This window comes from Ruegeria sp. HKCCSA071, from assembly GCF_017872555.1.
Taxonomy (GTDB): domain Bacteria; phylum Pseudomonadota; class Alphaproteobacteria; order Rhodobacterales; family Rhodobacteraceae; genus Ruegeria.
On sequence record NZ_JAEDOX010000001.1, the window covers coordinates 1,069,209 to 1,082,250 of the forward strand.

Annotated in this window: 12 protein-coding genes; 3 read left to right on the plus strand and 9 right to left on the minus strand. The window is 57.0% G+C overall.

Annotated elements, in window-relative coordinates; all coding sequences use genetic code 11:
- Positions 1–3 precede the first annotated feature (3 nt).
- Together I9188_RS05310 and I9188_RS05315 are read left to right on the plus strand one after the other, a co-directional pair.
- Entirely contained in the window at positions 4–1,038 is a 1,035-nt protein-coding gene (locus I9188_RS05310; RefSeq protein ID WP_209504374.1) for an LLM class flavin-dependent oxidoreductase, read from the plus strand.
- Between the two features lie 9 nt (positions 1,039–1,047).
- Positions 1,048–2,526: an aldehyde dehydrogenase gene (locus I9188_RS05315; protein WP_209504375.1), complete on the plus strand. Its 1,479-nt coding sequence runs from the start codon at positions 1,048–1,050 to the stop codon at positions 2,524–2,526.
- Between the two features lie 83 nt (positions 2,527–2,609).
- Here I9188_RS05315 and I9188_RS05320 read toward each other — a convergent pair whose 3' ends face one another.
- Together I9188_RS05320 and I9188_RS05325 are read right to left on the minus strand one after the other, a co-directional pair.
- Entirely contained in the window at positions 2,610–3,317 is a 708-nt protein-coding gene (locus tag I9188_RS05320; RefSeq protein ID WP_209504376.1) for an amino acid racemase, read from the minus strand.
- 3 nt (positions 3,318–3,320) lie between these two features.
- On the minus strand, positions 3,321–4,334 hold the full coding sequence (locus tag I9188_RS05325; RefSeq protein ID WP_209504377.1) for a D-cysteine desulfhydrase: 1,014 nt from the start codon (positions 4,332–4,334) through the stop codon (positions 3,321–3,323).
- Positions 4,335–4,456: 122 nt separating this feature from the next.
- Between I9188_RS05325 and I9188_RS05330 the strand changes: the two genes are divergently transcribed.
- Complete coding sequence (locus I9188_RS05330) at positions 4,457–5,362, plus strand: LysR substrate-binding domain-containing protein (RefSeq protein WP_209504911.1); 906 nt, start codon at positions 4,457–4,459, stop codon at positions 5,360–5,362.
- A gap of 133 nt (positions 5,363–5,495) precedes the next feature.
- Here the strand turns inward: I9188_RS05330 and sulP are convergent, their stop codons facing one another.
- The 7 genes from sulP to I9188_RS05365 all read right to left on the minus strand — a co-directional run bounded on the left by sulP (position 5,496) and on the right by I9188_RS05365 (position 12,915).
- The gene (gene sulP, locus I9188_RS05335; RefSeq protein ID WP_209504378.1) at positions 5,496–7,232 is read right to left on the minus strand and encodes a sulfate permease; all 1,737 of its coding nucleotides are present in this window, start codon (positions 7,230–7,232) and stop codon (positions 5,496–5,498) included.
- A gap of 100 nt (positions 7,233–7,332) precedes the next feature.
- The gene (locus I9188_RS05340) at positions 7,333–9,015 is read right to left on the minus strand and encodes a bifunctional protein tyrosine phosphatase family protein/NAD(P)/FAD-dependent oxidoreductase (protein WP_209504379.1); all 1,683 of its coding nucleotides are present in this window, start codon (positions 9,013–9,015) and stop codon (positions 7,333–7,335) included.
- 15 nt (positions 9,016–9,030) lie between these two features.
- The gene (locus I9188_RS05345) at positions 9,031–9,915 is read right to left on the minus strand and encodes an MBL fold metallo-hydrolase (RefSeq protein ID WP_209504912.1); all 885 of its coding nucleotides are present in this window, start codon (positions 9,913–9,915) and stop codon (positions 9,031–9,033) included.
- A 92-nt stretch (positions 9,916–10,007) separates the two neighbouring features.
- Positions 10,008–10,628, minus strand: a complete 621-nt coding sequence (locus I9188_RS05350) for a hypothetical protein (protein WP_245220422.1) — start codon at positions 10,626–10,628, stop codon at positions 10,008–10,010.
- A 150-nt stretch (positions 10,629–10,778) separates the two neighbouring features.
- Positions 10,779–11,444: a Crp/Fnr family transcriptional regulator gene (locus tag I9188_RS05355; RefSeq protein WP_209504380.1), complete on the minus strand. Its 666-nt coding sequence runs from the start codon at positions 11,442–11,444 to the stop codon at positions 10,779–10,781.
- A complete protein-coding gene (locus tag I9188_RS05360) occupies positions 11,441–11,911 on the minus strand; it encodes an Rrf2 family transcriptional regulator (RefSeq protein ID WP_209504381.1) in 471 nt (156 codons plus the stop codon). Before I9188_RS05360 ends, I9188_RS05355 begins: the two co-directional genes overlap by 4 nt.
- Positions 11,912–12,207: 296 nt before the next feature.
- Positions 12,208–12,915 (minus strand): IS6 family transposase, encoded by a 708-nt coding sequence (locus I9188_RS05365; RefSeq protein WP_209504914.1) that lies wholly within the window; start codon positions 12,913–12,915, stop codon positions 12,208–12,210.
- Between the last annotated feature and the right edge of the window lie 127 nt (positions 12,916–13,042).

Below are 13,042 nucleotides of genomic sequence, written 5' to 3' on the forward strand. Positions count from 1 at the left end.
AGAATGGAGTTTTCCCTTTTTGCCCATATGGAACGGCTGGGCCCCGAACAGTCGCATGAGAAACTGCATGAAGAGTTCATCGAGCTGTGCAAAATGGCGGATCAGGCAGGAATGCGTGCGGTCTGGACTGGTGAACATCACGGGATGGATTTCACCATCGCACCCAACCCTCTGATGTCGCTGGTGGACATCGCGCATCATACCAAAAACGTGCGCCTTGGCACCGGCACTGTAATCGCGCCGTTCTGGCATCCGATCAAACTGGCGGGCGAGACAGCCGCAGCGGATCTCATGACCGGCGGCCGGATCGAGCTGGGCATAGCGCGCGGGGCCTACTCTTATGAATATGAGCGGCTTATGCCCGGTCTGGACGCATGGACCGCCGGTCAGCGAATGCGAGAGATCGCTCCTCTGCTGCCCAAATTGTGGGAAGGCGACTGCGCGCATGACGGTGAGTTCTTTCAGTTTCCCGCCACCAGTTCGGCCCCAAAGCCGGTTCAACCCGGCGGCCCGCCCATCTGGATTGCCGCGCGGGATCCGAACAGCCACGAGTTCGGCGTTCAGAACGGATTCAACATTCAGGTCACCCCGCTCTGGCAAGGCATCGAAGAAATCGAAACACTGATGACCCGTTTTGAGACCGCCTGCGCCAATCACGATGGAGCGCGCCCCAAGATCATGCTGCTTCACCACACCTATGTCGGGCGCGATGACGCTGAACTGGATCAGGCAGCGCGGGATTTGTCCCAGTTTTATAACTATTTCGGCGCGTGGTTCCAAAACAAGCGACCAGTCCGACAGGGATTGATTCAGGCGCTGACCGAAGAAGAAATGGCGGCCAACGCAATGATGACACCCGAAAATCTGGCGCGTGATCTGACAATCGGCACGGCGGACGGAGTGACAGAGCGTCTGAAACGCTATGAAGACCTTGGATATGATGAATACTCGTTTTGGATTGACAGCGGCATGAGCTTCGAACGCAAACGCGCATCGCTTGCCCGGTTCATCGACGATGTAATGCCAAAGTTTCAGTGAGGGGCCGCAATGCACCAGAAGCCACATTACCAGCTATTTATCGACGGCACTTGGACCGAAGGCGCACGTGGGCAAGTGATGGCCTCGTTGAATCCGGCAACGGGTGAGGAATGGGCCAGTTTCGCCTGCGCGGCACCCGAAGACGTAGAGCACGCCGTTTCTGCAGCGCGCCGGTCACTTGATGATCCGGCGTGGCGGGACATGACGCAAACCGCACGTGGCAAACTGTTATTCCGCCTTGCAGAACTGATCGAACAGAACGCAGAACGCCTTGGCGAGATCGAGACAAAGGACAGTGGCAAGCTGCTGGCGGAAACCGCGACCCAAACGGCATATGTCGGCGATTATTATCGCTACTATGCGGGGCTGGCGGACAAAATCGAAGGCGCGGTTCTGCCGATCGACAAACCAGACATGCATGTCTTTACGCGGCGCGAGCCCATTGGCGTGGTGGTCGCAATTGTCCCCTGGAACGCGCAGATGTTTTTGACAGCTACCAAGCTTGGGCCAGCTCTTGCCGCGGGGTGCTCGGTTGTGCTGAAGGCGTCAGAGATTGCGCCCGCCCCAATGCTGGAGTTCGCCCGCTTGATCGACAAAGCGGGTTTCCCACCCGGCGTCGTCTCCGTCATTACCGGGGACGCAGGAAACTGTGCGATCCCTCTCACCCGGCATCCTGACGTGGACCGGATCGCGTTCACTGGCGGCCCGGAAACGGCGCGCCATGTGGTGCGCAACTCGGCTGAGAACTTTGCCGTAACCACATTGGAGTTGGGTGGAAAATCCCCAATCATAGTTTTCGATGATGCCAATCTGGATGGCGCCGCCAACGGCCTGATCGCGGGCAATTTCGGTGCTTCAGGTCAAAGCTGCGTCGCAGGATCACGCGGGCTGATCCATCGTCCAATTATGGAATCTCTTATCGCCAAAATCGAAGAAAAGATGTCGGGCATTGTCATCGGCGATCCATTGGAACCTGAAACTCATATTGGCCCGCTGTGCACAAACGCCCAGATTGTCAGAATTCAGGCGACGCTGGCCAAGGCCAAGGAACAGGGCGCCCGTATTCGTTTCGGAGGCGCGCCACTGGATCGGTCTGGTCATTTCATGGCCCCAACGCTGGTGGAATGCACCAGTGCCGAGACAGAGACCCTGAAGGTCGAAATGTTCGGTCCCGTCATGTCCTTGCTGCCCTTCGACACTGAAGAAGAGGCAATCAACCTGGCCAATGACACGCCATTCGGGCTTGGCTCGGGTATCTTCACCGAAAATGTCGCCCGTGCTCACCGTGTTTCATCCCGCCTGCAATCGGGCATCTGCTGGATCAACACCTACCGCGCCGTCTCACCCATCGCGCCCTTTGGCGGCTTCAACCAATCCGGTTATGGCAGGGAAGCGGGATTAGAGGCCATTCACGACTACACGCGGACCAAGACCGTTTGGCTGAATACATCGGAAAAACCGATGTCGAACCCCTTTGTTATGCGCTGAGGTGATCTGCAAGACGATCAACGATCGCAACTGCACAGAACCGCTGTCTTCCAGCCTTATCACTTGCCCCACTTTCAGCCAGATCAAGGGTGGGTGCGATTTGCTTGGGAAAACGCGATGATTGCATCAACCAACAGGTCAATCGTATCGACGGCAATTACGTCCGCGGCGACACTGTCGGCGATTATCGAAAACTCTGAACACGCGATAAGTTGCATATCTGCCCCGGCACCAATCAGTTCCGCAGATACTGTATTCAGAGTTTGGCGTGCCTCATTGTAAGAGTCACCGGCCTTGATCCTGCGGATGGCCGCAAGCATCTTGCCCTCATCTGCTGGCCAGACAACTGACATTCCCCGCGCCTGAAACGCCGTGTCGAAAAGACCTACGCGCTGCAGCGCGGGCGACGCCAGCATCCCGACACACCCACCCGGTCCGATCATCCGGGCGGCACGATCCACTGCCAATTCCACCATGTTCAACAAGGGAATAGTCGCGGCATCCGTAATCGCAGCAGCATAGTAATGTGCGGTGTTGCACGGCATAGCCAATGCCACAGCCCCGGCAGCTTGAAGACGACGTGCCATCGCAGCAAGCACAGGCCCCGGATCCTCGCCCGTTCCGTCAATCAGGTGAGCAATGCGAGACGGCACCTGCGGGTTCATATCGATCAACAACGGGATATGGTCGCGATCATCGCTTGCCGGCACTGCCTCCACCAGCTTGCGCTGGAGGAGGATAGTCGCCTCGGGACCCATGCCACCAAGAATACCGATCGGGGCCCGCGTCATTGGTCAGATATTGACCCAGCGGTTCTGATGATCGAATACAAAGTCATACCCTCCCAGGGCCGCTGCACCGCCGGTGTGCAGGAATACGACACGCTGGTCCTGGAACTCGCTTTTGCGTGCAAGATCAATAAGACCTGCCGCACCTTTTGCCGAATAGCAGGGATCCAAAAGTATCCCCTCCAACTCGGCAAACATTCGGATTGCCTCGATACCACTTTCGGTTGGCAGGCCATAACCCTGCCCGACATAGTCGGTATTGGCCATCACGTCTTCGCGGTTCACGACGCCTGCGCATCCCAGCTTCTCGGCTGTTTTGCAGGCTAGATCGTAAACCATTTGTTCCTGTTTAGGCTGGGGCGCCCTGGTCCCGATCCCCATAACCGGCACCTTCGCGTTCATGGCGCACATGCCGGTCACCAGCCCCGCCTGCGTTCCCGAAGAGCCGGTCGCGTGCACCAGCCGGTCAATTCTCAAACCACGGTCGTTGGCTTGACCCAAAAGCTCAAAAGCTGCGTTCACATAGCCAAGGGCACCTGTCGGGTTTGATCCACCGCCGGGGATGACGTAGACGTTGCGTCCTTCTGCCCTTTTCTTCTCTGCTGCTTTTTCCATCTCGGCCGGCATGTCATGCCCGCCGGGAAATTTTTCGGTCGTTGCACCGTGCAGGTGATCCAACAGGACATTGCCGTTGGTGTTGTAGTTTCCGTCCTGATAACCGGTGCGATCTTCCAGCAGGATATGGCAATCAAATCCCAGCTTGGCCGCAAAAGCGGCTGTCTGTCGTCCGTGGTTGGTTTGTGTCGCCCCTTGCGTCATGACCATATCCGCGCCCTGCGCCTCGGCTTCGGCCATCAGGAATTCCAGCTTTCGGGTCTTGTTGCCACCGGTCGACATACCGGTGCAGTCATCGCGTTTGATCCAGATTTCCACCCCCAGCTCCTTGGACAGTCGCTTCATCGGCTCCAGCGGCGTCGGCAGATGGGCAAGGTGCACACGGGGAAAGCGGGCGAGATGCATGTGGAGGCTCCTAACATTGACTTTCGGCAATTTATCATCGCTTGAACCGCGTATCTAATTCAAAATTCAACTCATAACTTGCATGAATTGCATATTAGATATCCTTGGTCTATTTAAACCCCATGCGCTTGGAATGGATCGATGACATTTTGGCTGTTTTGGATGGCGGTTCGTTGACACGAGCCGCTGAAAAGCGGCTTCTCACTCAATCGGCCTTCACCCGGCGGATACGGCTTATCGAAAACAGCGTCGGAGCCACCCTGTTTGACCGCCGCCGCAAGCCCGTATCACTTATGCCTGGCATTCAGTCATTGGAGCCCGAACTGAGAGAGCTTAGTACGCGGCTGCACAAACTGCGACATGTGCTGAAGACAGCGAATGACCAAACCGGGAAGTCACTGTCGTTTGTGTGCCAACATGCTTTGACGACCACGATTTCGCCAAGGATCGTGCAAACGCTGACCGAGAATGACGATATCTCAATTCACGTGCGATCGGGGAACCAGGACGAATGTCTTTTGAACCTGATCTCAAAACAGGTCGATTTCGCGATCATGTATTCGGTTCCGGGCGACGAAATAAGCAGTATTGGTGACGCATTCGAAGCCAAGACACTTGGCACGGACACTTTGATTCCCGTTTGCGCGCCCTCTGTTCGCAACAAAATCACCAGTGCGGCACTTCCGGTCATAGGCTATCCGCCCGATGTGTTTTTGGGTCAAGTTTTCGCTCGGAAAATCGCGCCGCGATTACCAGAGGAAACCACACTTGTGACCAGAGCTGAAACAGCCCTGACACTTGCGATGCAACAATATGCCATGAATGGAATTGGCGTTGCCTGGTTACCTCATTCTCTGGTTGCTGCGTCCCTGGCAACAGGTCAGCTTCAACGCGCTGACAGCACGCTTCCTTCACAGGAACTGACAATCAGGATGGTTCGTTTTGCGGTTGCTCAGTCCGAGTATTGTGAGCAAATCTGGCAAAGCTTTGATGCGCTTCCGCTCGATTTCGCTACGTTGCGTTATTGATCTGACGTCGTAGCAAATCCCTTCCTGAACGTGGATAAGTGCCACCCACCGCATCCTACCCATTCAAGTTGAACCCGATTGTTAAACCCGCATCGGCACTTCCCGCGGGACTCTGACCTGAATGCGTCTCCGGTTACTCTGCCGCTGCTGTTACTCTGTCCGGTGCGGTCAACCGCTGCCATGCGTCGTACTGAGCCAGAAAGATTTGCCCGTTGAGGTCGTCGAGGAAATGCGACTGTTTCAGACGGTCCATGACGGGGCCTTTGACTTCGGACAGGTGCAGACCAACGCCCATGTCACGCAGGCGATGGTTAATGGCCTCAAGGCTTTCGAGGGCTGAAAAGTCGACCTCGTTCACCGCCGAGAACATCAAAACCACGTTGCGGATATCGCAGCCTTCGGTCACTCGCGCCTGGATCAGGTCTTCGAGGAAACGGGCGTTCACGAAATACAGGCTTTCATCCACCCGCAGCGTCACCAGTGACGGCTCGGTGGCGACCTTGTGGCGATTGATGTTGCGGAAGTGTTGCGTACCCGGCACAAGCCCGACCTCGGCCACATGCGGGCGCGAGGTTTTGTAGAGATGCAGAAGGATCGAAATTGCCACGCCGCTGGCCACGCCAGTTTCGACCCCGGCCAGCAAAGTCAGAACGATGGTGGCGGCTACGGCGGTAAAATCGGCGCGCGAATATCCCCATGTCTTTTTCAGGATCGACAGGTCCACGAGGCTCAGCACCGCAACAATGATCGTCGCGGCCAGCGTGGCCTTGGGCAAAAAGTACACCAGAGGTGTCAGGAACAGTGCAGCAATCGCCAAACCACCAGCGGTGTAAATGCCTGCCGCTGGAGTTTCCGCCCCCGCATCGAAGTTCACCACCGAGCGTGAGAACCCGCCGGTGACCGGAAAGCCGCCGGTAAACGCCGCGCCCAGGTTTGCTGCACCCAGACCGATCAACTCCTGATCGGGGTCCACGCGCTGGCGTTTCTTGGCAGCCAGCGTCTGCGCAACCGAGATGCTTTCGACAAAACCGATGATCGAGATCAGGATCGCTGGCACCAGCAATGCACCGATGAGGTCCGAGGACAGCCCCGGCAAAGTCAGCGGCGGAAGGTTCTGGGGCACGTCGCCAACAATCTTGACGCCCCGCACATCCAGCCCGAACCCCCAGACGACCACTGTGGTCACCACCACGGCAGCCACTGGTCCGGCCTTGGTCAGCACGTCAGCCAGCAGGGGCGGCACCCCCATGCGCCGCAACGCGGGCTTGAGGTTCTTGCGCACCCAGAACAGAAACGCAGTGGCCAGCACGCCGATGATTACCGTCAGCCAACTGATTTGCCCGAGGTTTTCGAAGATTGAACCTAACATCCCCGGCAGGGTATGCCCATGGGCGTCGACACCCAAAATATGCTTCAACTGGCTGGTCGCGATCAGGAGACCCGATGCGGTAATAAAGCCTGCGATGACAGGATGGCTGAGGAAATTGGCCAGAAAGCCCAGTCGAAAAACGCCCAACAGCACCAGAAACCCACCCGACAGGAAAGCCAGCGTCAGTGCCGCCACCATGTATCCGGCCGTGCCCTGCTCGGCCACCTGCCCCACGGCGCTGGCTGTCAGCAGCGACACAACCGCGACAGGCCCCACCGCCAACGCCCGACTGGTGCCAAAAACCGCATAAAGGATGATCGGCAATATCGAAGCATATATCCCGGCCTCGGGCGGCAGCCCTGCCAGCAAGGCATAGGCCAAGGACTGTGGGATCAGCATGATCGTGACGATCACAGCCGCGATCAGATCATTCGAGAGGGACGCACGGCTATACTGGCGACCCCAGTCCAGAATTGGAAGGAAACGTAAAAGGCTCTGCATAGGTTCACGTCCTGAGAAAGCGGCGGCCCGTTGCACATTTGGTGGAGGCGGCACAGGCCAGAACTGACACCGGTTCTTCCGGTGTCAGTTTCGAAAGGAGTTAATCGGTCGCCACCTTCAGTGGTTCGGGCTTGGCCAACCACTCTTTGCCCTTCAGCATCGCAGACCAGTAAATCGGCGGCAGCAGCTTCTCTTTCAACAGCCACGCCAACCGGCTGGGTTGGGTTCCGTCGATCAGGAATTTCGGGAAGCTGGGTGTCATTACCCCACCATATGCAAACTCGGCCAGAACGATCTTGCCGCGCTCGACCGTCAACGGGCACGAACCGTAGCCGTCATAGGCGGCAACCGGGCCGCGGCCCTGAATGTCTGCCACGATATTATCGGCCACGGTCGGTGCCTGTTTACGCGCCGCCGCAGCGGTTTTGGCGTTGGGCGCGTTCATCACGTCACCCAGCGACCAGATATTGTCGAAACTCTTGTGGCGCAGTGTCGCCTGATCAACATCGACCCAGCCCGCAGCATCCGCCAGCGGCGACACGCGAATAAAGTCCGGCGCGACCTGTGGTGGGCAGACATGCATCATGTCAAACTCGACTGTGACCAACTCGGGCTCGGCGTCGGGTACTGCAACCTTAAAGGTCGCTTTTTTTGCCGTCCCATCTACCGACACCAGATTGTGAAAAAAATTCAGAGAGGCATCGTATTTTCTGACGTATTCCATCAGCGCCGGAACATAGTCCTTGACCCCGAACAGCACGCCGCCCGCGTTCATGAACTGGATGTCGATATCCTCCAGAACGCCGCGCCGGAACCACGCATCACCCGACAGGTACAGCGCTTTTTGTGGCGCGCCCGCGCATTTGATCGGCATCGGCGGCTGTGTGAACAGCGCCCGGCCTTCCTTCAGCCCTTCGACAAGCTGCCATGTGTAGGGCGCCAGATCATAACGGTAGTTCGAAGTCACCCCGTTGCGGCCCAAGGTTTCTTCCAGCCCTTCGACCGCGCCCCAGTCCAGCTTGAGCCCCGGAGACACGACAAGACGGTCGTATTTCACCACGCGACAGCCATCCAGAATAACGGCATTGTTCTGCGGCTCGAAGGCCGCAACTGCCGCCTTGATCCACTTCACCCCGCGCGGGATCAGCGACCCCATCGTCTTGGCGGTCTGTTCTGCTGAGAAGACACCCCCGCCCACCAAAGTCCAGCCGGGCTGATAATAGTGCACGTCAGACGGATCAATGATGGCAATGGACAGGTCGGATTTGCGCGCGTGCAGGCTGGCCGCAGTGGCTATACCACCTGCCCCACCACCCACGATAACCACGTCAAAGGATGCGTCGCCCGTGTCGGTCGGCGTTTTCCCACCATTGGCAATGCGGCGGGCAACGCCGCTCATGTCATAACCGGCGACCTTGGTGGCTGACAGAATCTCGGACACCGGACGCTTGTGCGCCGCCTCGTTCAGCGACCACAAAGTGGCCGAGCGCGTGCCGGTCCGGCAATAAGCCAGAACCGGACCCGGCAACTCAGTCAGTGCACTACCAAAGGCCTCAGCGTCGGCATCCCTGACGATCCCGGTTTGCACTGGAACATAGCGCACCTCGAGACCCAGTTTTTTCGCTGCTGCCTCGATTTCCTCGAACGTCGGCTGATCGGCACCTTCGCCATCGGGGCGGTTGCAAATGATGGCACGAAAGCCCGCGCCTTTTATGGCCTCTATGTCACCTGGCGTAATCTGCGGTGAAACCGAAACTGCGCCTGATATCTTCCTGATGTCCATGGGTGCCTCTTGCGTTCAGAGCTTGTTGACTGGGACTTTGAGCATCTGGTTCCCATCCTGGTCCGTTGGAATACCACCCGCCCGGATGTTGACCTGAATCGAGGGCACGATCAGTGTCGGCATCGCCAGCGTCGCGTCCCGCTCGGACCGCATTTTGATGAACTCGTCCCTTGTCTTGCCGCCGCCCACGTGAATGTTGTGAGCCTTCTCCTCGGCCACCGTGGTTTCCCACTGGATGTCACGCCCGTTGGGACCATAATCGTGACACATGAACAGCCGGGTTTCGTCCGGCAGGCTGAGCACTTTGTGGATCGAGTCAAATAATGTCCCCGCGTCGCCACCGGGGAAATCGGCCCGCGCCGAGCCACCGTCAGGCATGAACAACGTGTCGCCCACAAAGGCTGCATCCCCGACAACATGCACCATGCAGGCGGGTGTGTGGCCCGGTGTATGCATGGTAAAGGCGGTCATGTTGCCGATCTTGTAGGTCATGCCATCGACGAACAGGGCGTCAAACTGGCTGCCGTCCCGCTGAAATTCGGTGCCTTCATTGAAGATCTTGCCAAACACGTCTTGCACGATCTTGATGTTTTCACCGATGCCGATCTTGCCGCCCAGCTTTTGCTGGATGTAAGGCGCGGCTGACAGGTGGTCGGCATGGGCGTGGGTCTCAATGATCCATTCCAGCTTGAGGCCCCTCTTCTCAACCTCGGCAATCAGCATGTCGGCATGGCCAAACGTAATACGGCCAGCGGCATAATCGATGTCCATGACACTGTCGATAATCGCACAGGAATTCGAGGTCGGGTCCGCAACGATATAACTGATTGTCGCCGTTGCCTCGTCGTAAAAACCCTGAACATCGGGTTTCACGCTCAGATCCACTGGGTAGCTTCCAATCGGCGTCGCTATCGCGTCGGCCATCTTTTGGTTGTGTATCTCGATTGACTTCTGATCATTCATGATCTTGCCTCCTAACTGGCGCGGATCCGTTACCCGTTTCCGCCGCGTGTCATCATCATTTCGTGGACGGCGTCCATGCCGCGATCCGCCATCGCGCTCACTTCGGCCGCATGGATATGCATGGCTTTGGCTATTTCCGGATCGTCGGATGTTTGCACCACTACGATCCCTTCAGAGGTCACTTCGATATCCGACGTGATCTTGTCGCCATTTTTAAAAAATATGTCGAGGGTCGGGCTCTGAATGATGATCATCGGATCATCCTTGCGGCCCACCCGATCGATCATCCCGGCAACATGGGAGACCAGAGCATCCATGACATCCGGGTCGGAAGATCTTGTGACAGTGCGAATTCCATTGGGAAGGTTTTCAACCTCGCGCGTGATCGTATCGAAATTGCGGAACATCACAGCCAGCTCGGCGCTTTCCTCGGGCGTCGCGTTCTCGCCCCGCAGCCCCGGCATGTTGACCTCGTCGTGGCCTTGCCCGTCTGCACCATGACGATGCTCTGCCCGTTCACCGGCCATGCCCTGGCGATGCCCGTGCCCGGACATCAGAAAGATGTAACTGCCAGCCGCGCCGACCAAAGCAGCAACAAGCAACGCAATGGCGATGCCGCCGAACGTCCGGGCGGGATTGCGGTCCTTCATCTTCGCCTCCTCCGTTTCTGCCAGCCCACATCCGGCCTTCGCGTGAGACCTGCATTCACCGTGGCGGCATGAAAAGTTGAGGAGTAAATATAACTTTGAAACCCCGACTTCAGTGACAAAGTCACGAAACCGGAAAATTTCCCGAAATGGTCAGGTGCTTTGCGCCAACTGTTTCAAAGCCGCCTTGTCGGTTATCGCAATGCGCCCCCGCGATTGTGTAATCATCTCGCGCTTTTGAAAGTCCTGTAATATCCGCGAAACAACTTCACGCGCGGTGCCCAGTTCGCTGGCGAGTTGCTGATGCGTTGCCTGAATGTATTCCCGCCCCCCGGCCAGAACCAGAAGACGTTCAGCAAGGCGAATATCCAAGTGCCCGAATGCCACGTCATCCACCACCCGCAACAGATCAATCAGCCGGCGCGAGTAGGCCTCAAACACAAACTCGCGAAATGCGTCTTCTTCCGAGACCAGTCGATCGAAGGCATGTTTCGGCAAGGTCACCGCCGTTACGTCGGTTTCGGCAGTACCTTCAGCGTTATATGCTTCCTCTGCCAGCATGCAAGCCGTCGTCAGCACACAGCTTTCCCCCGCCTCGACCCGATAGAGCACGATCTCGCGGCCCGAATCCGAACTTTGAGAAACGCGTATCCGTCCGTCATACAGGAACAACAGGCTGTCGGGGACGTTGTCGGGTCCGAAAACCTGGCCACCTTTAGGGCACCGCACGATACGGGCCGCCGTACGTAACCTATCCCGCACAGCTTTCGGAAGGCGACTTGTCCCATGAAATCGCTCAGTCCAGTCCAAAATTGTCATCTTGCGTTGCGCATGGGTGCCACGATGCCCTCTTCAATCGGCGCGATACGGTTCAACAACTCGTTTCTGTTTGAGGCGATGTCAGCCAGCGTCAGATCATCAAGCACAGCCATGAATGCCCCTGTTGCCTTTTGGATCGCTTGAGACAGTTTACATATTCCGATCAGAGGGCAGGTGTTTTTTTCAGGGTTAAAGCATTCGACCACATCCAGGGGCCCTTCGGTCAGGCGAATTACATCGCCGATTTTGATCTGTTCCGCCGGTTTCGCCAACCAGAAACCACCGCCTCTGCCGCGTGCTGTTTCCAGATACCCGGCCCGACCCAACTCGTGCACGATTTTTACGATATGCGGCCGGGCAAGGCCATGCACCCGCACGACATCGTCAACGCGAATGCGATCCGGGGCCTTGAGCGCAGCCAGTTGCAAAGACCGCAGCGCATAGTTGGAATAGGATGTCAGTTTCATACGTGCCTCCGGCAAAAGCTGTAGACGCAATATAACTTATTTGCAATTTCTGTTTGTTTTCACGGACCACGTGGTTCGCTGAATGTGAAGTCAGACCAACTTACCGAACCTGCGCAGCGACTGGGTGGCTGACTGGGACGCAACGAACATCACGGCATTTTTGATCCGGAAGCTGTTGGCGTCCGGCCGGCGCGGCAGTTCGACTCTCTGCAAAAAACGCTGAACAAAGACGGTGTGAGTGGCGGTGCTGTCAGACGAATTCGAACCATTCTCAGTTTGCCGCAGAAACCACGAACCTATCCAGAACAAAGCTGACGCCACTCGGCGAGAGCGGCGGTGCGTGTCAACTTGAAGTTGTCTCGGCTGGCTAGCGATCTTTCCTGGTTGAAGTGGTTGTAGACGGACGCGTGGACGGCGGCGAACTTCTGCAAACTTTGCATGCGCCTGAAACGCTGCATCGCGCGTTCTCTTCGTCGGAAAGGCAGGTGCGAGTTCTCGACGCGGTTGTTGAGCCACCTACCCGTCCTTTGTTTTTCGGTAGAGCCAAGCTTTCTGAGAGCGGCCCGGTACGATGCGAAGCGACCCGTGGCGACGGTTTCCGCCTTACCATGTCGCTTCATCAATTTCTTGAGGAATTTCAGCGCCGCAGCTTTGTTTCTGCGTTTGGCAACAACGGCCTCCTGCACCTCGCCGTCATGATCCACAGCCCGCCAAAGGTAATGCCGCTTGCCATTCACCTTCACGAAAACTTCGTCTACGCGCCACTTCCATTTGCAGTATGCTCTCAATTGCTGAACACGCATTCTTCGAATTTCAGCAGCAAACACTGGGCCAAACCTGTTCCACCAATACCGGACAGTTTCGTGGCTCACGTCGATGCCTCGCTCGTGCAACATGTCTTCGACATTCCGAAGCGAGAGCGGGAAACGGATGTACAGCATCACTGCGAGGCGGATAATCTCGGGACTGGATTTGAAACACTTGAAAGAGGCAGGATTGGTCATGGGCAAAAGCTGCGCAACCGCCCTGCCCCGCTCAAGCAAAGTTCTTCTGATAAGGCCTTTGCCCTCCTTTTGCATGGACGCAGACTTACTTCTTAAAAAAATTCCGTTTCCAGAGAATTGTGCAAAA

Coding starts and splice junctions, on each gene's coding strand:
- I9188_RS05310 (WP_209504374.1), top strand. CDS start 4: ATGGAGTTTTCCCTTTTTGCCCATATGGAACGGCTGGGCCCCGAACAG.
- I9188_RS05330 (WP_209504911.1), top strand. CDS start 4,457: ATGCGCTTGGAATGGATCGATGACATTTTGGCTGTTTTGGATGGCGGT.
- I9188_RS05325 (WP_209504377.1), bottom strand. CDS start 4,334: ATGCATCTCGCCCGCTTTCCCCGTGTGCACCTTGCCCATCTGCCGACG.
- I9188_RS05320 (WP_209504376.1), bottom strand. CDS start 3,317: ATGACGCGGGCCCCGATCGGTATTCTTGGTGGCATGGGTCCCGAGGCG.
- I9188_RS05365 (WP_209504914.1), bottom strand. CDS start 12,915: ATGACCAATCCTGCCTCTTTCAAGTGTTTCAAATCCAGTCCCGAGATT.
- I9188_RS05315 (WP_209504375.1), top strand. CDS start 1,048: ATGCACCAGAAGCCACATTACCAGCTATTTATCGACGGCACTTGGACC.
- I9188_RS05340 (WP_209504379.1), bottom strand. CDS start 9,015: ATGGACATCAGGAAGATATCAGGCGCAGTTTCGGTTTCACCGCAGATT.
- I9188_RS05360 (WP_209504381.1), bottom strand. CDS start 11,911: ATGAAACTGACATCCTATTCCAACTATGCGCTGCGGTCTTTGCAACTG.
- I9188_RS05355 (WP_209504380.1), bottom strand. CDS start 11,444: ATGACAATTTTGGACTGGACTGAGCGATTTCATGGGACAAGTCGCCTT.
- I9188_RS05350 (WP_245220422.1), bottom strand. CDS start 10,628: ATGAAGGACCGCAATCCCGCCCGGACGTTCGGCGGCATCGCCATTGCG.
- sulP (WP_209504378.1), bottom strand. CDS start 7,232: ATGCAGAGCCTTTTACGTTTCCTTCCAATTCTGGACTGGGGTCGCCAG.